Source organism: Mesorhizobium sp. M0174, from assembly GCF_040322275.1.
Taxonomy (GTDB): Bacteria; Pseudomonadota; Alphaproteobacteria; order Rhizobiales; family Rhizobiaceae; genus Mesorhizobium.
The window spans coordinates 196,807-214,755 of the sequence record NZ_JAMYTB010000005.1 but is presented as its reverse complement, the minus strand read 5'-3'; the positions used below and the strand labels follow the sequence as shown (position 1 = coordinate 214,755).

Sequence of the window (17,949 nt, the reverse complement as noted above, 5' to 3'; positions counted from 1 at the left end):
TCATGGACATCGTCAAACTTGCAATCAGCAATGCCCGGCTGACCATATCGGTCCTGGTCTTTCTCATCCTTGCCGGTGCGGTCGCTTACCAGTCGACGCCGAAGGAAGCGGAACCGGACGTTCCGATTCCGATGATGTATATCAGCCTGATCTACCAAGGCATCTCGCCGGAAGATTCCGAGCGCCTCTTGCTGCGGCCGATGGAAGCCAAGCTGAAGAGCCTGAAGGGCCTCAAGGAGATGCGCTCGGCCGCCTTCCAGGGCGGCGGCTATGTGCTGGTCGAATTCCAGCCACAGACGGATCTCGCCACCGCGCTGCAGGACACGCGCAGCAAGGTGCAGGACGGCAAGGCCGACCTGCCGCAAGCGGCCGAGGAGCCCGTGGTCTCAGAGGTCAACATCTCCGAGTTCCCCGTCCTGGTCGTGACGCTGTCGGGCGAGGTGCCCGAGCGCGTGCTGACGGCGGCGGCGCGCGAGTTGCGCGACCGCATCGAGGAAGTGCCTGGTGTGCTCGAGGGCTCGCTGCAGGGTGCGCGCGACGACCTCGTCGAAGTGGTCATCGATCCGATGAAGCTGTCTTCCTACGGGCTGCAGCTCGACCAGTTGATCGGTGCGGTCGGCGCTTCCAACAGTCTTGTCGCCGCCGGCAATATCGAAGGGTCCGAGGGCAAATACGCAGTCAAGGTGCCGTCGCTTATCGAGACGCCAGAGGATGTGGCGGCGCTTCCGGTCGTCGCCGGCCCCAATGCCGTGGTGCAGGCCAAGGATATCGCCACCATCCGCTCGACCTTCAAGGACGCCGAGACGGTTACCCGCCTCGACGGCAAGCCGGCGATTGCCATCGAGGTGAAGAAGCGCATCGGCTCCAACCTGATCGATACGATTGGCAAGGTCAGGGAGGTGTCCGACGCCTTCATCAAGACGATGCCGGAGGGCATGCACGTCACCTACACGCAAGACAAGTCCGTTTTCGTGAACCAGTTGCTCGGCGACCTGCAGAACCACGTGATGATCGCCGTCATCCTGGTGTTCATCGTTATCCTCTACGCGCTGTCCGGCCGTGCCTCGCTGCTGATCGGACTGGCCATCCCCTCATCCTTCCTGATCGGTATCCTGTTGCTGGCAATGATGGGCTACACGATCAACATGATCGTGCTGTTCAGCCTGATCCTGGCGGTCGGCATGCTGGTCGACGACGCCATTATCGTCACCGAATTCGCCGAGCGTCGCATGAGCGAGGGCATGCCGAAGCAAGAGGCGTTCGCGCTTGCCGCCAAGCGCATGGCCGGCCCGGTCATCGCGGCGACGATGACGCGCATTGCCGCCTTCTCGCCGCTGTTGTTCTGGCCGGGCATCATCGGCGACTTCATGAAATATATGCCGATCACTCTGATCGTGACGCTCTCGGCCTCGATGCTCTATGCGCTGGTCTTCGCGCCGACGCTGGGCGCGATATTTGCCAAGGCGCCGGCCCATCACCCCGACGACAATCGCGACGGCTGGTACATGGCCGTGGTCAAGCAGGCGGTGCACTATCCCATCACCGTGCTTGTCCTCACTGTGGCGCTGTTGTTCGGCGTCGGCTACGCCTATTCGAAATTCGGCGCCGGCGTCGAATTCTTCCCGAATGTCGAGCCTGACTACGGCCTGCTCTATGTCCACGCCCGCGGCAATCTTTCGCTTGCCGAAATGGACGCGGCCACCAAGACGGCGGAAAATCGGCTGCTCGGTTGGCCGGGCGTGAAGTCCGTCTATACGCGTGTCGGCAAGACGCAGGGCGGCGGCCAGGACGTTCCGGAAGACGTGGTCGGCGTGATCCAGTACGAATTCGTCGACTGGCGCGAGCGCAAATCGGCGAACTCAATCCTGGACGAACTGCGCGGCGTGATGGCCGGCATTCCCGGTGTCGACGTCGAGGTTCGCGTGCCGGAAGCCGGCCCGCCCACCGGCAAGCCGATCCAGATCAGGCTTTCGGCCGTCGATCCGAAGGGCCTTGACGACAAGGCCCGCGCCGTCGCCGCGCGCATTGCCAAGGTGCCCGGCGTCATCGATATTTCCGATGGTCTGGCGCCGCCCGGGGTCGACTGGGCGCTCGAGGTCGATCGCGCCAAGGCGGCGCAGTACGGCATCAGTCCGACCGCGGTCGGGACGGTCGTGCAATTGGTGACCAACGGGCTGAAGCTCAGCGAGTACCGGCCAGCCGGCGCCGACGATGCGGTGGACATCAGGCTGCGCCTGCCCGAGGATCGGCGCACGCTGTCGACGCTCGACGAACTCAGGGTGCAGACCGCGCAAGGCTCGGTGCCGATCTCGAACTTCGTCGTGCGCAAGCCGGAGCCGACGGTCGGTATCCTCAACCGCATCGACGGCGCGCGAACGGTGGTCGTCCAGGCCAACGTCGCTGCCGGCGCCCAGGTGGCTGCCGTCCAGCAGGAGGTCACCAAAGCTGTCGCCGACATGAACCTCGGCAGCGGCATTCGCTGGAAGCTTGCCGGTTCGAATGAGGACAGTGCGGAGGCCGGGGCCTTCCTCAGCAAAGCCTTCGGTGCGGCGATCTTCCTGATCTTCATCGTGCTTCTGGCGCAGTTCAACAAGTTCACCAGCGTCTGGCTGGTGCTGTCCTGCGTGGTCATGGCGACGATCGGCGTGTTCCTCGGGCTGCTGCTGACGGGAGAGGCATTCGGCATCGTCATGTCGGGCATCGGTGTCATTGCGCTGGCCGGCGTGGTGGTGAACAACAACATCGTGCTGATCGACACCTATGACCGGTTGCGCGAAGAGGGCTGGGACAAATACGAAGCCGTTCTGCAGACCTGCCGCGAACGTGCCCGCCCGGTGGTGCTGACGGCAGTGTCGGCGATCCTCGGCGTGCTGCCGATCGCTTTCGGCCTCGGCCTCGAAATCTTCCACCACGAGACGACGATCAACGCGCCGTCGACGCAATGGTGGATTTCGCTGTCTTCGGCTATCGTCTTCGGGCTGTCCTTCGCCACCGTGCTGACGCTGGTGGTGACGCCGTCGATGCTGATGGTGTTCACGCGCGCCAAGGTCAAACCCGGTGCGCGCCGTGGCTGGTTCAGTAGCCTGTTGGGGCGTCGCAAGGCCGACATCCCGTCGAAAGGCCTGGACGCCGATCTGGGCGCCGAGCCGGCGATCGCCTTCCCGAAGGCCGCCGAATAGAGTCCGATTGCTGCCCTGATCAAGCAAAGGCCGCCCGGGAACAATGGGCGGCCTTCTGCATTGTTTCGTCATTGCAACCTCAAAGCGAGGATTTTCTGATGACGATCAGCACCATTCTCATCATTATTCTTATTCTTATCCTGATCGGCGCGGTTCCGGCGTGGCCGCATTCTCGGTCCTGGGGTTACGGCCCATCGGGCATCGTCGGCGTCATCCTGATCGTTGTCTTGGTGCTGCTGTTGATGGGCCGGATCTGAGCGCAATCATTGGTCCGGACAAGCGGCGGATGACCGTCAGACCATCCGTCTTTTTCAACTTCCTTATTGGGCAGCTTGCTGCACCGGCTTGGTTGTGGCGACGCCGATATCCTCAAGCGCTTCCGATACTGCATCTTCCAGCGGCGTGTGCGGGATCGTACCGATAATGCCTTCCAGCCGGGCTGAAGCCAGCCGGTGCGGCTCGAAGCGGAGATAGGACATCGAAACGATCTCGCGCCACATCGCCACGAACGGGCTGCCGGCGCGCAGCACCCACCACGGCATCTTCGTCAGCTTCAGCGCGTGCCCGAGCGCCTTCTCCGCGGCCGCCTTGATGTCCAGATCGGTCACCGCATGGCCAGGAAAATTCAGCGCCTCGTATGAGCCGAGCTTGTCGAGATTGTCAGCCAGCCCGACGAAGGTCTTGGCCAGGTCGGGCAGATAGGCCCATTCATGCACGAGATCGACCGGTCCCGGTGCCGTATAGATACCCTTGGTCATCTTGGCGGCGACAACCAGATCGAACCACGATCCGCTGCCGGTGCCGCCGAAGAAATCACCGGCGCGCAGCAGGATCGTGCGCACCCGACCCGCGTCCGCCTCGCGGCGAAACAGATCTTCCATGGCGACGCGGATGCGGCCCTTTTCCGTCGTCGGGCGAAACGGCGTGTCTTCGGCGATCACCGCCGGCATCGGCGAGCCGTAATTGTAGACGGTGCCCGGGAAGAGATGCAGTGCGCCGTTCGCCCGGCAGGCAGCCATGACGTTCTCCGCCATCGGCAGACACTTGCCCCAGTCGGTGTAGAGCGGGTTGAGGCCGTTGAAGATGATGTCGACGCCTTCGGTGGCGCGGATCAGCGCGTTGCGGTCGAGCGCGTCGCCGGCGATTGCCGTGGCGCCTTTGAGCTCGGCCGGCACCTTGCCGCCGCGGGTGACGGCGCGGACATCGTAGCCGGCATCGAGGAAGGCCTTGGCCACCGCACGGCCGAGCCGGCCGTTGGCGCCGAGAATTGCGATCTTGGTCATTGTTCGTCTCCGTGTTTGTGTTGCGACCCTGTTGTGGCCTCTTCGCAAGCGAATGAAAATTGACTAAGGCTGGCGTTCTGATATTCAATTTTGAATGGATATCGATTGGAACCTGATCAAGAGTTTCGTCACGGTGGCGGAGACCGGCAGCCTGTCTGCCGCCGCGCGAAAACTTGCCGCAAGCCAGCCGACGCTCGGCCGCCACATCGCCGAGCTGGAACAGGCGCTCGGCGTCACCCTGTTCCGGCGTGGGCGGCGTGGCTATGCGCTCACGGAAGCAGGCAGCACGCTCTTTGAACAGGGTCGCGCGGTGAGCGAGCAGGCGAGCGCCTTTTCGCTGCTGGCGCTGGGATCGGTCGAGGCGATAGAGGGTACGGTGCGCATTGCCGCCAGCGAAGTGGTGGCCGCCTATGTGCTGCCGGAAATGATGGCGAGGCTTGGTTTCGAGGAGCCGGGCATCGAGGTCGAGATCGTCGCCTCGAACCAGGTCGAGAATCTGCTGCGTCGCGATGCCGATATCGCCATTCGCATGGTCAAGCCGGCGCAGAATGAACTGGTCGCGCGCAAGGTGACCGACATTCCGCTCCGCGCCTGCGCGGCAAAATCCTATCTCGACCGGCGTGGCCGTCCGCGCGAGGCCCGGGATCTCGCCGGCCATGATCTGGTCGGCTTCGATCGCAGCGATGAGATCATTCGCGGCTTTGCCCAGTTCGGCGTCCCGCTCGCCCGCAATGCCTTCCGCTTCAGGACCGATAATCAGATCGTGCTGTGGGAAGCGGTGCGGTCGGGAAACGGCATCGGCTTTGGCCAGGAGCCGCTCGCCGACCGTGATCCGCTGGTCGAGACAGTGCTGCCGGGTCTCCCGCTGCCGACGCTGCCGGTGTGGCTCGCCATGCACCGCGACGTGCGTACAAGCGTCCGCATCCGCCGCGTCGCGGATTTCCTCTACGAAGAGCTCAAGCGCTATTCAGCCGGTGCTGGCTCGGCGGCAAATTCAGCGCGGTGAGCGAGGCCGGCCATCAACAGCACGACGATCAGCAGCCCGGACAGAGCGACGAAGATCGGGCCGAAGCTCGAGTGTTCGGCGATGAAGCCGATCGCCGACGGCGCCACCAGAATGCCTGAGTAACCCATTGTGGTGACGACGCTCATACCGGTGCCGGACGCCATGCCCTCCTGGTTGCCGCCGGCCGAAAAGATGATCGGCACCATGTTGGCAATGCCGAGGCCGCAAAAGGCGAAGGCGGCAATGGCGAGCCACGGCGAGGGAGCCAGCCCGGCCACCAGCATGCCGGCAGCAGCGGCAAGAGCCGAGGCGCGCAACGTCGTAACGGCCCCGAAACGGTTGCGGACGCCATCACCAAGGAAGCGCATGACGGCCATGACACCGGAAAAGGCGGCGTAGGCCAGGCCTGCGATGGCAAGATCGGCGCCGAGCTCCTGCCTGAGATACAGCGCCGCCCAGTCGAGCACCGCACCTTCGGAGATCATCGTCAGCAGTGCCATCAGCCCAACCAGATAGACCAGCGGGTTTGCCGGCAGCGCGAATTTGTGGTGCTCGGCGACTGGGTGCTTGTCCTCGGCGATCAGGTAGCGGATCGCTACGGCGATGACGGCAAAGGCAAGAGCCGTCACCACCGTCGCATGGGCGAGGTGACCGTAGTTCTGGATGGCGAAACCGCCCAAAGCGCCGCCAGCGAAACCGCCAAGGCTCCAGAAGCCGTGCGAGGACGACATGATGGCACGGGACAGCCGCCGTTCGACTGCCACTGCATTGGCATTCATGGCGACGTCCATGCCGCCGATCGAACCGCCGAAGATGAACATGGCGATTGCCGCCAAGGGCACGTTGGGGGCCAGAGCCACGACCAACAGGCCGAAGCTGCCGGCAAGTCCGAACCAGCGCAGCACAGTGCGCGAGCCATGCTTCGAGATCAGATGGCCGCACCAGGTCATGGCGGTTACGGCCCCTGCCCCGAACAACAGAATCAACAGGCCGAGCGTGAATTTGCTGATGTCCAGCCGGGTGAGGAACACCGGGATCTGCGGCGCCCAGCTCCCGGTCAGGAAGCCATTGGCGAGGAAGATGCCGGCCACTGCCCAGCGTCCACGAATCGCGGTCTGCGTCATTTTCTGCGCGTCCATCGGGTAGAATCCGGTCCGGAAATGGCTTCGCGCGGCAAATTAGATCGATTCAATTCACAGTCAAGCGCTCTTTGCCGAAAGTGCTTGGACCAGACGCGACCTCCTCTCGCGTCGGCCAACCATCTCGGCGGTCCACTCCGAAATCCTTACGGCTCGGGATAAGGCGCGCCATCCTTGTGCACAAACCGGCCATCAGCGTTGGTGCTCATCATGTCGATGTCGGAGCAGGTGGCGACGTCGTCGGGCCAGCGCGAACCGGCTTCGAGATAAATCGCCATCGCGCCCGATTTGTTGATCATGTGATGGCCGTTGCCTGATCCTTTCGGAAAGGCCGCGCAGTCACCGGCGCGCAGCACCGTCTCACCGGCATCTTCGACGAGCGTGAGCTCGCCTTCAAGCACGTAGACGAATTCGTCTTCGTGCGAATGCCAGTGGCGCTGGCTCGACCAGTTGCCCGGCGGCAGGCGCATGAGATTGATACCGAAGTCGGTGAGCCCGCCTGCGTTGCCCAGCCGCTGCCGCACGCGTTCGGCACAGGGTGCATCGAACGGCGGTGGATAGGATGAGCCCTTGCGTCCGGGCACGTCGGCAACGTCAATCTTAGGCACGGCGTCCTCCCTAGTGATCCCTGGGGCGCCTTGCCTCGAACTCGGCCTTCTTGGCATCGGAGGTTTCGATCTGGTTCAGTGCCTGCCACTCGGCATAGGGCATGCCGTAGATGATCTCGCGCGACTGTTCCTTGCTGAGTTCGACACCCTCGGCCTGCGCCGCATCGCGGTACCAGTTGGACAGGCAGTTGCGGCAGAAGCCGGCGAGGTTCATCAGGTCGATGTTCTGCACGTCGGAACGCTCGCGCAGATGCGCAACCAGCCGGCGGAAGGCAGCGGCTTCGAAATCGCGCTTTTGTTCGTCGCTGAGTTCGGTCATGTCTTTGGCGTCCCTTGGGCCTTCCGTCACACCGGTCCGGTGCGCGAGCCGAATATTTTCACCGCATGTATATCGGCACGTCGATCGATCGCGTCAACGATCGGCGCCAGCCGTTCGGCCCAGTCGAGGGCACCCTTAAGGTCGGCGATCAGGTCCTGGCGGATCTCGAGCAGCGCATGGGCAAATCCGTTGACGATGGCGTGCCTGAACATGGTATCGCCGCGCAGTGCGCCGTCATAGGGTTCGTTGTCGCCGACGACGAGGCTCTTGTCCTTGGCGAGCATGTCGATCAGCGGCCGCGCAACGCGATCGTCGAGATCCCATAATATGCCGACGTGCCACGGCCGCACGAAGCCCTGCATGGTCGGCGTGAAGGAATGCACCGAAAAGATGAAAGGTGCCTGCGCGGACGCTTGCGCCACCGAGGCGATCATGGCGCCGACGGCATCATGATAGGGGCGGTAAAAACGGTCCAGACGTCTTTCGCGTTCCTCCGGCGCCATGGGATAATTTCCCGGGATGATGGTGCCGTCATAGAGCTGGCGAATCAGCGTTGGATCGTCCTCGCCGCGATTGGGATCGATCAGCAGCCGTGAAAAATTGGCAAGCACCGCCGGAACGCCGAGCAGACTTGCGAGTTCGCGGGTTACAGTCTCTACGCCGATGTCGTAGGCGATATGGCGGTCGAACTCCGCCGCTGGCAGGCCAAGGCTGCCATATTCCTCCGGCAGGTCGCGGCGAGCGTGATCGGCCAAAAGCACCATGCCGCGCTTGCGGTCGCCTTCGACGATGTCGAAAGGCGCGAAAACTGTGGATCGGGTCATCGGCGGGAAAGGTCTGTTCGCGGGCTTCCTGGGAGGGTGGTATCGTCATTCCACGAAGAGAACGCTTGCGCAATGCCGTTGTTTAGCCACGGTTTCTGCAAAAAACTGAGCGGGGGCGACCGCAAGCGCGCCGGAGCCTTCTAAATCGATTGGAATTGGACAGATCGGCGCGTTGACATGCGTACGGACTTTTCCGAAAAGGGGCGTTGAGAGATGCAAATGTGGTTCTTGAGGGGTTTCAGGATGGGTTTCGCCGGCAGGCTGCGTGTGCGCCATGCCTTGGCCATGCCGCTCCTGATACCGGCAATGGGCCTTTTCGCGGTGATCACGGCCTCGCCGGCACGGGCCGATTTCCGGGTCTGCAACGCCACGCAGAATCTGGTAGGCGTCGGCATCGGCTATCGGGCCAAGGCCGGCTGGATCACCGAAGGCTGGTGGCACATCGAAGGATCGAGCTGCAAGACGCTGATCGAGGGACCGTTGTCATCAAGGTTTTACTATCTTTATGCAGAAGACGCCGAGCGCGGCGGACGCTGGGATGGCCCGATCAACATGTGCGTGGCCGAAAAAGAGTTCAAGATCGCCGGCGTTACCGACTGCGTCGCCCGGGGCTTTCAGCGCGCCGGATTTCAGGAATATGACACGGGCGAGCAGGCAAGCTGGATGGTCCAGCTGACTGACGAGCCCGCAACGGATGGCGCTGCAGCCGCCCCGGGAACAAACAGTCAATGAGACGCAGCCGCAAGGTCAAGATCCTCGCCACCATCGGTCCGGCCTCCTCGTCCGAGGAGATGCTGAAGAAGCTGTTCGAAGCCGGCGCCGACGTGTTCCGGATCAATATGAGCCACACCGACCATGAATTGATGCGGACGCTTGTCGGCCGCATTCGTGCCGTCGAGGAGGCGGTCGGCCGGCCGATCGGCGTTCTCGCCGACCTGCAAGGGCCAAAGCTGCGCGTCGGTAAGTTCGCCAACGGCAAAGAAGTGCTGACCGTCGGCCAGACCTTCACGCTCGACGACAATCCCGAGCCCGGCAATTCGAAGAGGGTCTACCTGCCGCATCCCGAAATCCTGCGTTCGGTCGAGGCCGGTCATCGCCTGCTGATCGACGACGGCAAGCTCGAGCTCAAGGCGGTCAGCAGCAACGGCCAGTCGATCGTCTGCACCGTCGTCGCCGGCACCACCATTTCCGACAAGAAGGGCGTCAGCCTGCCCGACACCGACCTGCCGGTCGGCGCGCTGACGGAAAAGGACCGCCGGGATCTTGACGCAGTTCTGGCGACCGGCGTCGACTGGGTGGCGCTGTCCTTCGTGCAGCGGCCCGAGGACCTGGCCGAAGCGCGCAAGATCGCGCGCGGCCGGGCGCTGATCATGGCCAAGATCGAAAAGCCGCAGGCCGTCGCCCGGCTGGCCGAGATCATCGAGCTTTCGGATGCGCTGATGGTCGCCCGCGGCGATCTCGGCGTCGAGATGCCGCTCGAAGCCGTGCCTGGCATTCAGAAGCAGATCACCCGCGCCGCCCGCCGCGCCGGCAAGCCTGTGGTGGTTGCCACGCAGATGCTGGAATCGATGATCACCGCGCCGGTGCCGACCCGCGCCGAAGTCTCGGACGTCTCGATCGCCGTGTTTGAAGGCGCCGACGCGATCATGCTTTCGGCGGAGTCCGCCGCCGGCGCCTACCCGGTCGAAGCGGTGGCGATGATGAACCGGATCGCCACCAAGGTCGAAACCGACCCGACCTATGCCGGCATCATCAACGCGCAGCGCTCGGAACCGGAAGCGACCGGCGCCGACGCCATTTCGCTTGCTGCCCGCGAGATCGCTGAGACGCTGAAGCTGTCGGCCATCATCACCTACACGGCCTCGGGTACAACCGGCCTGCGCGCCGCGCGCGAGCGGCCGCAAGTGCCGATCGTGGCGCTGTCGCCGATCCTCAACACGGCGCGGCGACTGTCGCTGTTGTGGGGCACGCATTGCGTCGTTTCTCCCGATGCCATCGACCTCGACGACATGGTCGATCGCGCCTGCCGCATCGCTTTGGACGAAGGATTCGGCAAGCCCGGCGACCGCGTCATCATCACGGCCGGCGTTCCGCTGAGGACGCCCGGCTCGACCAACATGCTGCGCATCGCCTATGTCGGATCGGAAGTCGGCCGCTAATGTCGGCGGCGGCTGCCGGATGGGCCGGCTGCATGGCGCGTCGTAAACGCGGCGCCAGCCCGACGCATCGACGGCAGGTAGATCAGGGTCGACGCCGAACTCCCGCCCGCGTGCATCAGCCTGTGGCCGGCCGCGAGCCGGTTCGGAGGCCCCATCCGACTTGAGCTGGAGGTCAGTTAGGGTAAAATCTCTCCTGGGAGAAAGAGGAGGGTGATCCAATGTGGATGCGCACTGATCTTCTGGAACTCCTCGGCATTGAGCACCCGATAATCCAGGCGCCGATGAGCGGCATCACCACGCCGGAACTGGCGGCGGCAGTCAGCAATGCCGGGGCGCTTGGCTCGCTCGGATGCGGCATTCTGCCTGCGGCGGCTATCCGCGAGCAACTCACGGCGACGCAGCACGCGACCAATCGTCCGATCAACGTCAACTTCTTTGCGCACCCGCCGCCGGCACGCGATGATGCGGCAGCCCAAAGCATGCGAGACCGCCTTCGCGGCTGCTATGAGGAGGTCGGCCTCGGACCGGTGCCCGAGCCGGGCGAGCCCTTCCCCACCTTCGATCGTGAGCGTCTCGAAATTGTGCTCGAGCTGCGCCCGAAGGTGGTCAGCTTCCACTTCGGCCTACCCGACACCGCAATTGTGCAGCAGTTGAAAGCGGCCGGCTGTACTGTCTTGTGTTCGGCTACCACCGTCTCGGAAGCGCGCCAGCTTGAGGCAGGAGGGGTGGACGCCATTATCGCCCAGGGATACGAGGCCGGTGGGCATCGCGGCACATTCACTGGCGACCCTGCTATCGGCACAGCCGGCACCATGGCCCTCGTACCGCAGATTGTTGATGCCGTGCGGGTGCCTGTAATTGCCGCCGGCGGTATCTTCGACGGTCGCGGCATTGCCGCCAGCTTTGCACTTGGTGCATCTGGTGTGCAGATCGGCACGGCTTTCCTGGCCTGTCCTGAAGCCAATGTGCAGCCAGTCTATCGCGCAGCATTGCGCTCGGCCAACGACGAGAGCACGTCGGTGACTCGCTGCTTCACTGGCCGCCCAGCGCGCGTGGTGCGCAACCGGTTTGTGATGGAAATGGCTGGTGAGGAAGATGCTGCGCTGGCGTTTCCGCTACAGGCGAGTCTGGTCATGCCGCTTTCGATGGCGAAGGATGAAAGCAAGCGGGCTGACTTCTTGCCCATTTGGGCCGGGCAGGGCGTTGCGAAGCTGCGGCAGATGCCGGCCGCCGCGCTTGTGGAGAAACTCGTCACGGAAGCAAGCGGCGTAGATCGGGCCTATAGGGGAGTAGGGGAGTAGGGGAGTAGGGGAGTAGGGGAGTAGGGGAGTAGGGGAGTAGGGGAGTAGGGGAGTAGGGGAGTAGGGGAGTAGGGGGCATGCGTTCCGCAGTGCAATCTACACCTCACATACTGCCTTACTCCCCTATTGCCCTACTGGCTTCAAATGCCTTCGCCGGCAAGCTCCTCGGAAAGTGCGGCGACCTGATCCTGGGCGCTGCGCATCATCGGGTAGATGCCGAGAACGCGCTGCCAGGCTTCAAGTGCCGACTGCTTGTGGCCGGTTTCGGCCATGATCTGAGCCAGGCCCGAAAGCGCGCCGAAATGGCGTGGTTCGAGCTGCAGGGTGCGGTCGATGTCCGCCATCGACTTCCCGTAGTTCTTCATCATGAAATGAACAGTGGCGCGCCGGTTCCAGCCTTCCGCATAGGTCGGCTGCAAAGTCACCGCCTGATCGAGAAAATCGAGCGCGACATCGAATTTCTGATTTTCGATTGCCTTCTGCGACCATTGCATCATCAGGTCGATAGAGGCGCTGCCCGACTGGGACCACTCGCTGCCGATCCGTCCGGCGATGCGCTCGGCCGCCTTTTCATTGCGTTCGCGCTTGAGATCGGCAAACAGCTGATCGAGCCGCGCCTGTTTCGTCTTGACGACCGGAGGTGCTGTCGGCGGAGTTGTGGTCGGATCTTCAGCCCACGCCGGCAGCGAGACAGCGCCGGAAACGAGGAAAGCCGTGAAAAATGCAAAAAGAATCCGCATCGCGGGAATCTAGCCCCCGACGCCGGATCGTCAAACTGAATTTAGCGTGAGTGTCGTATCATGCGAACGGAGGCGCGCAGCCTCCGTCGAAAACTCAACCCTGGCGCGCCTTGTAGCGCGGCGCGGTCTTGTTGATGATGTAGATGCGGCCCTTGCGACGAACCAGCTGGTTGTCGCGGTGACGCGCCTTCAACGCCTTGAGCGAATTCTTGATTTTCATGGTCTTGCCCGTCGGTCTGGGCCCGGTCACGGGCCGAATTATTAAGGCGCGCCCACAGACGCGCCTTTGAACTGTGCGTGGCTCATAGACGAGGAGCGTTGCCCGTGTCAACCGCAAGCGCGTTGCCTAAACGATACGGACCGTTTCGTATCATCAAATATCCGCCACTGGCGCCTTGCGGCATTGCGCAGGCTTGCGACGGCTGGAATGATGCGGTTGCGAATTGGAGATCGTCATGCGCCGAATTCTTGTGTCCGCCTGTCTTGTCGTCCTCGCGGCAGGCTCTGTTGCCCATGCGCAGGAATGCGACCGCAACGACGACAGCCAGCAGATGATGAACATCTGCGCCGACGCGGACTACAAATCCGCCGACGCCAAGCTCAACAAGGCCTACCAGGATCTCATCGGCGGAAGTGACGCAAAAGCCAGGAAGCTGTTGCAGACGGCGCAGCGCGCCTGGATCGCTTTTCGCGACGCGGAATGCAGCTATCCGCCGCGGACAGCGAAGGCGGCTCGATCTATCCGATGCTGATATCGGAATGCCTGACGCGGCTGACCGACGATCGCACTAAGCAGTTCACCGCCGATTCGACCTGCGCGGAAGGCGATGTGAGCTGCGCCAGCCCCGACGAGGATGAGAGCGGCGACATCCAGTAAGCGTAGGTTCTAACTTTGTGTTTGAGCATGATCTTTTCCGAAACCGGATTCCACTTTTCGCTAGCGCGGACCTTCGGTTCGGGATCATGCTCTAGCTGCGGCGGCTCACGCGCGTAAAATGGCCCATCTTGCGGCCGGGCCGCGCCTCGGCCTTGCCATAGAGGTGCAGCATCAGATCGGGCTCGGCGAGCAGCTCAGCAACGCGCCGGATGTCGTCGCCGATCAGGTTTTCCATGACGCAGTCGAACTGCCGGGCGGGATTTCCCAGCGGCAGGCCGGCGACGGCGCGGATGTGCTGCTCGAATTGCGAGATGGTGCAGGCGGCCTCCGTCCAGTGGCCGGAATTGTGGACGCGCGGCGCTATCTCGTTGACCAACAGTGAACCGTCGGCAAGGACAAAGAATTCGACGCCGATGACGCCGACATAGTCGAGCGCTGCAAGGATCTCTGCCGCCGCCGTTTGAGCCGCAGCAGCCGTCTCGGATTTTACTCCGGCCGGCAGCGTCGAGCTGTGCAGAATACCGTTGCGATGGACATTCCACGCTGGATCGTAGGCGGCGAGCGAGCCGTCGCTGCCGCGCGCGGCGATCACCGAAATCTCGCGCTCGAAGGTGACGAAGGATTCCAGGATCAACGGCACGTTGCCCATCGCCTCGCAAGTGCCGGCAAAGCCGCCTGTTTCCATGTTGCGGAAGACACGCTGGCCCTTGCCGTCATAGCCCATGCGGCGCGTCTTCAATATGCCGCTGCCGTTGAACTGTTTCAGCGCAGCCGTCAGTTCCTCGTCATTGTCGACGGGACTGAAATCCGCGGTCGGTATGCCGATACCGTTGAGGAATTTCTTTTCCGCCAGCCGGTCCTGCGCCACTTCCAGTGCGCGTGCCGGCGGATAGACCGGCACCGTAGAGGCAAGTGCCGCGGCAGCCGCGACCGGAACGTTCTCGAATTCATAAGTAACGACGGCACTGGCCGCAGCCAGCTCGCCAAGCGCGGCCGCGTCGTCGTAGGCGGCGACGATCTGCCGGTTGGCGACCTGTGCCGCCGGGCAATCCGGCTGCGGCTCCAGCACGACGATGCGATAGCCGAGGCGGGCCGCGGCCATCGCCAGCATGCGGCCGAGCTGGCCGCCGCCGATGATGCCGATGCTCGATCCCGCCGGCAGGCTCACGGCGCGTCCGTGGGCTCGGCGGCCACCTTGGCGGTCTGCGCGGCGCGCCAGCTATCCAGCCGGGCGGCGAGCTTTTCGTCGCTCAGCGCCAGCACCGCGGCGGCGAGAAGGGCAGCGTTGGCAGCGCCGGCCTTGCCGATGGCCAAAGTGCCGACCGGAATGCCGGCCGGCATCTGCACGATTGATAGCAGCGAATCCTGGCCCGACAGCGTCTTTGATTCCACCGGCACGCCGAGCACCGGCAGCGGCGTCATCGCCGCCGTCATGCCGGGCAGATGCGCCGCACCCCCGGCACCGGCGATGATCACCTTGTAGCCGGCCGCCTTGGCGCCCTTGGCGAACTCATAGAGCCGGTCGGGCGTGCGGTGGGCCGAGACAATCAGCCGCTTGTGCGAAATGCCAAGCGCCTCAAGCGTTTCGGCGGCGTGGCGCATCGTCGCCCAGTCGGACTGGCTGCCCATGATGATGGCGACGTCGGCGCGGTGATCGTCCAAGCTTCTGCTCTCCGGCGGCAAAGGCGCGCATTAGCGGAAATCGAGGGGAGCCGCAAGGATGGCCGGAAACGGCAAAGCCGCTTGTGCCGTCTGCGTGGCTACGCACATGGACTTGGGCGGTCTGTCATCGGGCGGCCGCTGCTCGGAAGCGGTTGACGAAGTCGTCAAGTTCAGGCCGTTCGGTATCGGAAATCGCCCAGTAGGAAAAGGCGCTGTCGCTCCAGTGGACCAGCGAGAAGCCACCAGCAGAAAGATCGACCGGTCCGGCTGTCGAGCCGGTTTCCTCGGGCGCGGCGACGAGAGTGATCAGGTGCTCGCGGTGCCTGTAGACCAGTGCCGGCACTGGCTGGTCGGCGATTACCTCGACTCGGCCGCCGAGCAACGCGAAGCCGTCACTGGCAAGGTCAGGTGCCGGCGGCGACAGGCCGACCCTGCCATCCAGCCAGGGTTTGACCGTGTGCCGGTCCGACGAGACGACGTCCACCGGGCTGGCTGCCAGCAGGCTGCGACGGTGGCCGCTGGCGACCGCGGCAGCAAAGCTGTCGGGCGCCCTGCTCAGCATCATCCATTGCGTCGCGCCGCTGGCCAGCACGGCGGTAACGACGATCGACGCCGCCAGCGCGCGCCAGTCGAACGCGCCAAATCGGTGCACGGCTCTGTGTGCCGGCGGCACTCGAGCGGCGGGCGCCGGCGCCGGCAGCACTTTCTCCGTACCGGCTGTCCCGATTGCAGCGATGCGAGCCTTGAAATCCTCACGGACATCGAGCCTCGGCAGCCCGCTGACGACCGTCTGCAGCGCAACGATGCGGGCATGCTCGGCGGCGAGCGCCGGGTCGGCCGCGATGCGTCGCTCGACAGCCAATGCTGCTGCTGCGTCGAGCTCGCCATCGACCAAGGCATGGATCATCAGCGCCACGCCCGCCGGGTCATCGGGCAGTCCATCGTTGTGCGCGCTCATGGCGCCCTCCCAAGTTGGGATATCAGCAGACCGCGCGCCCTCGCCAGCCGCGACATCACCGTGCCTAGCGGCACGCCAAGCAGCGTCGCGATCTCGCGATAGCTGAGGCCGTTGACGTCGCGCAGCACCACAGTCTCGCGAAATTGGTGCGGCAGCGCGGCGATCGCCGCCTCGAGTGAGGCCGTGTCGGCCTTGGCGATCAGGCTTGCCTCAGGATTGTCCGTATCCGGCAGGCCGGCGCCATATGCAGCCGTCATGTCATCGAGGTCGCTCAGGTCGCCGACGGCGACGATACTGCGCGGCCGGTTGCGCGCCAGCCAGGAGTAAGAGGCGTTGCGCACGATCGCCAGCAGCCAGGCGCGTGCATTGCCGCCGGCATAGCCGGCGATGCCCGTATGCGCCTTCAAACAGGCCTCCTGCACCACATCCTCCGCATCGGCTGCGTTGCCCGTCAGCCAGCGGGCAAGCGCAAGCGCATCCGCGAGATGGGGCAGAACCACCTCGCGAAAGCGCCCGGTCGCGGCCTCTTGGTTCAACACCGTCGCATCGCCCGGCATCCCGGGCAGAACCTTCCGAAAATCCTCACGGAGCGACGGTGATCCTGCCCTGCATGTGCGGGTGAAGCCCGCAGAAATAGGCATAGTCGCCCACTTTGGTGAAGGTGAAGGCATATGTGTCACCGGTGTCAAGCGCCTTGGAGCGAAACGAGGCATCGTTGGCGACCACCAGATGCGGGATGTCGTCGTCATTCTCGAAGGTTACGGTAGTGCCCTGCTTTATCGTCAGCACCGCCGGTGTGAAGGCAAAGTTCTCGATCTTGACCATTGGCTGGTCTGCTGCGTTCAGTGGCATGGCAACCATTATCAGGATCGCCGCCACACCGAACGTGACAGGGGATACGACCAAGACGCGGGACGGGAAGCAGATCATCGCATTTCCCCTCAAGCCAGCGTGCTGTCGATGATGGCGAGGTCCTGCCCGCCTTGCTTGACTGTCACGCTGCTTGTGCCGAGCAGGCTGCGCAACTGGCCGGCAGGCACCGTCATCGGCCCGGGTGAGGCTGCGGTGCCCGGCGCCGGTTGCGGGAAAGCGGTCGAGCGCGCGGTATGAAAGGTAACGGTGCCTTCGACCTTCTGCATGATCTGGTGGATATGGCCGTTGAGTATGGTGACAGAGCCGAAGCGCTTGAGCAGGGCCAAGGCCTGCGCCGCGTCGTCGGTGCCCCAGCCCCATTCGGGATAAACAGCCCATAGCGGGATGTGGGCAAAGACGACGATTGGCGTCGAGGCGGTGACCGCCTTCAGATCATCGGCCAACCATGCCAACTGGTCGGCGCCGAGATTGCCCAGTCCTCCAGCCTTCAGGTTGACGACGTTGACCAGCCCGATGAAATGGACGCCGTTCTGGTCGAACGAATACCAGCCAGCGCCCTTGGTGCCTTTGCCGTAGCGGTCGAGATAGGCCTGGCCATTGCCGTCATCGATCAGGTCGTGCTCACCGGGCACATAATGTACGTCGAAGCCTGCGCCGCCGATGATCTGGGCAGCGTTGTCGAACTGCGCGGCTTTCGACAAATGGGTGATGTCGCCGGTGTGGATCATGAAAGCGGGCTTTTGCGGCAACGCCTGGATCTTGCCGATGGCCTCCTTCAGCGTGTCGATGGCGTGCGGGTTGGCAGCCTTGTCGAAGCCGATGTGGCTGTCGGAGATCTGAAGGAAAGTGAAGCCGGTGGCCAAGGCCTCTGCGGCTTGCGCCGCGCCGAGCAGGCTCAGCGAAACCGGCACGCCGGCCGAAATCGTCCACAGCACTCCCGTGCCGGCCCAGATCATGCATTCCAGTGCATGACGGCGGCTGATGCCGTCAGCTTCATTGTCGTGGTGGTAGGTCATACCGG

Annotated in this window: 22 protein-coding genes; 8 read left to right on the top strand and 14 right to left on the bottom strand. The window is 63.7% G+C overall.

Going from position 1 to position 17,949, the window contains the following annotated elements:
- Positions 1-2 precede the first annotated feature (2 nt).
- Both NKJ13_RS13225 and NKJ13_RS13220 read left to right on the top strand, forming a co-directional pair.
- Positions 3-3,179 carry an efflux RND transporter permease subunit gene (locus NKJ13_RS13225; RefSeq protein ID WP_352687248.1) on the top strand — a complete coding sequence of 1,059 codons (3,177 nt, stop codon included), beginning with the start codon at positions 3-5 and terminating at the stop codon, positions 3,177-3,179.
- 98 nt (positions 3,180-3,277) lie between these two features.
- On the top strand, positions 3,278-3,436 hold the full coding sequence (locus tag NKJ13_RS13220) for a DUF3309 family protein (RefSeq protein WP_023678456.1): 159 nt from the start codon (positions 3,278-3,280) through the stop codon (positions 3,434-3,436).
- 63 nt (positions 3,437-3,499) lie between these two features.
- On the opposite strand, the gene NKJ13_RS13215 is transcribed toward NKJ13_RS13220, so the two are convergent.
- Positions 3,500-4,462 (bottom strand): SDR family oxidoreductase, encoded by a 963-nt coding sequence (locus tag NKJ13_RS13215; protein WP_352650943.1) that lies wholly within the window; start codon positions 4,460-4,462, stop codon positions 3,500-3,502.
- A 94-nt stretch (positions 4,463-4,556) separates the two neighbouring features.
- Here NKJ13_RS13215 and NKJ13_RS13210 point away from each other — a divergent pair, with 94 nt between their 5' ends.
- Positions 4,557-5,468, top strand: coding sequence for a LysR family transcriptional regulator (locus NKJ13_RS13210; RefSeq protein ID WP_352650941.1), 912 nt, complete (start codon positions 4,557-4,559; stop codon positions 5,466-5,468).
- Here the strand turns inward: NKJ13_RS13210 and NKJ13_RS13205 are convergent.
- The 5 genes from NKJ13_RS13205 to NKJ13_RS13185 form a co-directional block, all read right to left on the bottom strand.
- Positions 5,426-6,607, bottom strand: coding sequence for an MFS transporter (locus tag NKJ13_RS13205; RefSeq protein ID WP_352737768.1), 1,182 nt, complete (start codon positions 6,605-6,607; stop codon positions 5,426-5,428). The genes NKJ13_RS13210 and NKJ13_RS13205 overlap by 43 nt on opposite strands.
- A 146-nt stretch (positions 6,608-6,753) precedes the next feature.
- The gene (locus tag NKJ13_RS13200) at positions 6,754-7,215 is read right to left on the bottom strand and encodes a cupin domain-containing protein (RefSeq protein WP_352737767.1); all 462 of its coding nucleotides are present in this window, start codon (positions 7,213-7,215) and stop codon (positions 6,754-6,756) included.
- Between the two features lie 10 nt (positions 7,216-7,225).
- Positions 7,226-7,534 (bottom strand): DUF1244 domain-containing protein, encoded by a 309-nt coding sequence (locus tag NKJ13_RS13195; protein ID WP_352737766.1) that lies wholly within the window; start codon positions 7,532-7,534, stop codon positions 7,226-7,228.
- Positions 7,535-7,560: 26 nt separating this feature from the next.
- A complete protein-coding gene (locus NKJ13_RS13190; protein ID WP_352737765.1) occupies positions 7,561-8,358 on the bottom strand; it encodes an N-formylglutamate amidohydrolase in 798 nt (265 codons plus the stop codon).
- A gap of 45 nt (positions 8,359-8,403) precedes the next feature.
- Positions 8,404-8,634 (bottom strand): hypothetical protein, encoded by a 231-nt coding sequence (locus tag NKJ13_RS13185; protein WP_352737829.1) that lies wholly within the window; start codon positions 8,632-8,634, stop codon positions 8,404-8,406.
- Between NKJ13_RS13185 and NKJ13_RS13180 the strand changes: the two genes are divergently transcribed.
- The 3 genes from NKJ13_RS13180 (at position 8,626) to NKJ13_RS13170 (ending at position 11,818) form a co-directional block, all read left to right on the top strand.
- A complete protein-coding gene (locus NKJ13_RS13180) occupies positions 8,626-9,090 on the top strand; it encodes a DUF1036 domain-containing protein (protein ID WP_502894192.1) in 465 nt (154 codons plus the stop codon). The genes NKJ13_RS13185 and NKJ13_RS13180 overlap by 9 nt on opposite strands.
- On the top strand, positions 9,087-10,517 hold the full coding sequence (gene pyk / locus NKJ13_RS13175) for a pyruvate kinase (protein WP_352737764.1): 1,431 nt from the start codon (positions 9,087-9,089) through the stop codon (positions 10,515-10,517). The genes NKJ13_RS13180 and pyk overlap by 4 nt, the downstream gene beginning before the upstream one ends.
- 218 nt (positions 10,518-10,735) lie before the next feature.
- Positions 10,736-11,818 carry an NAD(P)H-dependent flavin oxidoreductase gene (locus tag NKJ13_RS13170; RefSeq protein WP_352687260.1) on the top strand — a complete coding sequence of 361 codons (1,083 nt, stop codon included), beginning with the start codon at positions 10,736-10,738 and terminating at the stop codon, positions 11,816-11,818.
- Positions 11,819-11,958: 140 nt separating this feature from the next.
- Here NKJ13_RS13170 and NKJ13_RS13165 read toward each other — a convergent pair whose 3' ends face one another.
- Together NKJ13_RS13165 and ykgO are read right to left on the bottom strand one after the other, a co-directional pair.
- Complete coding sequence (locus NKJ13_RS13165) at positions 11,959-12,558, bottom strand: tetratricopeptide repeat protein (protein WP_352687263.1); 600 nt, start codon at positions 12,556-12,558, stop codon at positions 11,959-11,961.
- A gap of 94 nt (positions 12,559-12,652) precedes the next feature.
- Positions 12,653-12,778 carry a type B 50S ribosomal protein L36 gene (ykgO, locus tag NKJ13_RS13160; RefSeq protein ID WP_006203764.1) on the bottom strand — a complete coding sequence of 42 codons (126 nt, stop codon included), beginning with the start codon at positions 12,776-12,778 and terminating at the stop codon, positions 12,653-12,655.
- A 235-nt stretch (positions 12,779-13,013) separates the two neighbouring features.
- Between ykgO and NKJ13_RS13155 the strand changes: the two genes are divergently transcribed.
- Together NKJ13_RS13155 and NKJ13_RS13150 are read left to right on the top strand one after the other, a co-directional pair.
- Complete coding sequence (locus NKJ13_RS13155) at positions 13,014-13,310, top strand: lysozyme inhibitor LprI family protein (protein WP_502899820.1); 297 nt, start codon at positions 13,014-13,016, stop codon at positions 13,308-13,310.
- Positions 13,304-13,435 carry a hypothetical protein gene (locus tag NKJ13_RS13150; RefSeq protein WP_352739623.1) on the top strand — a complete coding sequence of 44 codons (132 nt, stop codon included), beginning with the start codon at positions 13,304-13,306 and terminating at the stop codon, positions 13,433-13,435. The genes NKJ13_RS13155 and NKJ13_RS13150 overlap by 7 nt, the downstream gene beginning before the upstream one ends.
- Positions 13,436-13,526: 91 nt before the next feature.
- Here NKJ13_RS13150 and NKJ13_RS13145 read toward each other — a convergent pair whose 3' ends face one another.
- The 6 genes from NKJ13_RS13145 to NKJ13_RS13120 all read right to left on the bottom strand — a co-directional run bounded on the left by NKJ13_RS13145 (position 13,527) and on the right by NKJ13_RS13120 (position 17,944).
- Positions 13,527-14,603, bottom strand: a complete 1,077-nt coding sequence (locus tag NKJ13_RS13145) for a 5-(carboxyamino)imidazole ribonucleotide synthase (RefSeq protein WP_352476149.1) — start codon at positions 14,601-14,603, stop codon at positions 13,527-13,529.
- The gene (gene purE, locus NKJ13_RS13140) at positions 14,600-15,097 is read right to left on the bottom strand and encodes a 5-(carboxyamino)imidazole ribonucleotide mutase (RefSeq protein WP_352504988.1); all 498 of its coding nucleotides are present in this window, start codon (positions 15,095-15,097) and stop codon (positions 14,600-14,602) included. Before purE ends, NKJ13_RS13145 begins: the two co-directional genes overlap by 4 nt.
- A 124-nt stretch (positions 15,098-15,221) precedes the next feature.
- Entirely contained in the window at positions 15,222-16,055 is an 834-nt protein-coding gene (locus NKJ13_RS13135) for an anti-sigma factor family protein (protein WP_352739619.1), read from the bottom strand.
- Entirely contained in the window at positions 16,052-16,591 is a 540-nt protein-coding gene (locus NKJ13_RS13130; protein ID WP_352739621.1) for a sigma-70 family RNA polymerase sigma factor, read from the bottom strand. The genes NKJ13_RS13135 and NKJ13_RS13130 overlap by 4 nt, the downstream gene beginning before the upstream one ends.
- 46 nt (positions 16,592-16,637) lie before the next feature.
- Positions 16,638-16,985 (bottom strand): cupredoxin domain-containing protein, encoded by a 348-nt coding sequence (locus tag NKJ13_RS13125; protein WP_352739617.1) that lies wholly within the window; start codon positions 16,983-16,985, stop codon positions 16,638-16,640.
- Between the two features lie 11 nt (positions 16,986-16,996).
- Complete coding sequence (locus tag NKJ13_RS13120) at positions 16,997-17,944, bottom strand: metallophosphoesterase family protein (protein WP_352739615.1); 948 nt, start codon at positions 17,942-17,944, stop codon at positions 16,997-16,999.
- Positions 17,945-17,949 lie beyond the last annotated feature (5 nt).